This window comes from Melioribacteraceae bacterium 4301-Me, assembly GCA_041538185.1.
Lineage (GTDB): Bacteria > Bacteroidota > Ignavibacteria > Ignavibacteriales > Melioribacteraceae > Pyranulibacter > Pyranulibacter aquaticus.
On record JBGORM010000018.1, the window covers coordinates 1 to 1,172 of the forward strand.

At 32.7% G+C, this 1,172-nt stretch carries 1 protein-coding gene; it reads left to right on the forward strand.

Features of this window, described 5'->3' with window-relative positions; all coding sequences use genetic code 11:
* Positions 1 to 1,026: hypothetical protein (locus tag ABRY23_14375; protein ID MFA3784242.1), on the forward strand; the 1,026-nt coding region annotated here is incomplete at its 5' end.
* Between the last annotated feature and the right edge of the window lie 146 nt (positions 1,027 to 1,172).

Here is a 1,172-nt window from a genome sequence, read left to right on the forward strand (position 1 = left end):
TGTAACAGCAACCCAGTTATACCACCGGAAGACCAGCCTGGTAGAAGGGATTATGTATGGAGTATTGATACTCTTGATATGCCAATGAATGTAGTAAGTTCAATTTGGGGTTCATCACCACAAGATGTGTGGGCTGTAGGAGGAGGGGGTACCGCAGATGATAGATTATGGCATTATGATGGCAATAAATGGAGTGCATATACAAAAGAACCAATATGGTGTACAGGATATACAATCTATGGATTTTCGGCGAATGACGTATGGATGGGTGGCGGGGCTGGAGTGGATGGTTTAGGAGCTGGTATCTGGCATTATGATGGTAACAAATGGAGTAAAAATTTTATTTATAATGTAGAAGGTGCATATGATGTAATCATATATGATTTATGGGGAACATCTCAGAATGAAATTTATGCTTGTGGCAATATTTACTATAGAGTCGGAGACGAAAATAAATGGCGTGGTTTTGTTCTTCACTATGATGGTTCAACATGGAAAGAGGTTATTAAAGCAGATTTTAATTCTCAATTCCTTACTATCAGAAAAGAACAAAATATAATCTTTAATAAAGTTTATGTTTTTGCTCTTAGAACAAGTCAAATTGCAAGTGATACCGTTTCTTTTTATGAATTAAAATTAGACAGTAATGAAATAAAAGAAATATATTCTGCTCCTGAGAGTCAAATTGTTTTTGGAAATATTCATTATATAAATGGAAAAGTTTATTTTCTAATAGGGCAAGATGTATATAGGTATATTAATGGTAGTTTTATAAAACAGTTCTCTTTAGCTTACCCAAATTTTGGTTATCAATTTTATGGAAGGAATGAAAAGGATATATTCGTAAGAATGAAGGACGGACTTGCACATTTTAATGGGGATAATCTTCAATACCTTTACACTTTTCCATTATATACAATAAGTATAATGAACGAACCAATTTTATTTGATAAAGAAGCATTTTTTATAATGTGGCAGCCTGCTTATGCACGAAACATGGTATTGCACGGCAAACTAAAAAAATAAAGGAGGTAAAAGCTAAAGAAAAAAAGAACAGTGTTCCTTACTGTTGTTTCCTTGTAACAAGAATAGCTTGTTTAGGTTGGCTACCTAATAAGTAGTTTTTCTTCTTTTTGCTATTCTGTTTTAAATATAACATTTTTTAACAAAAA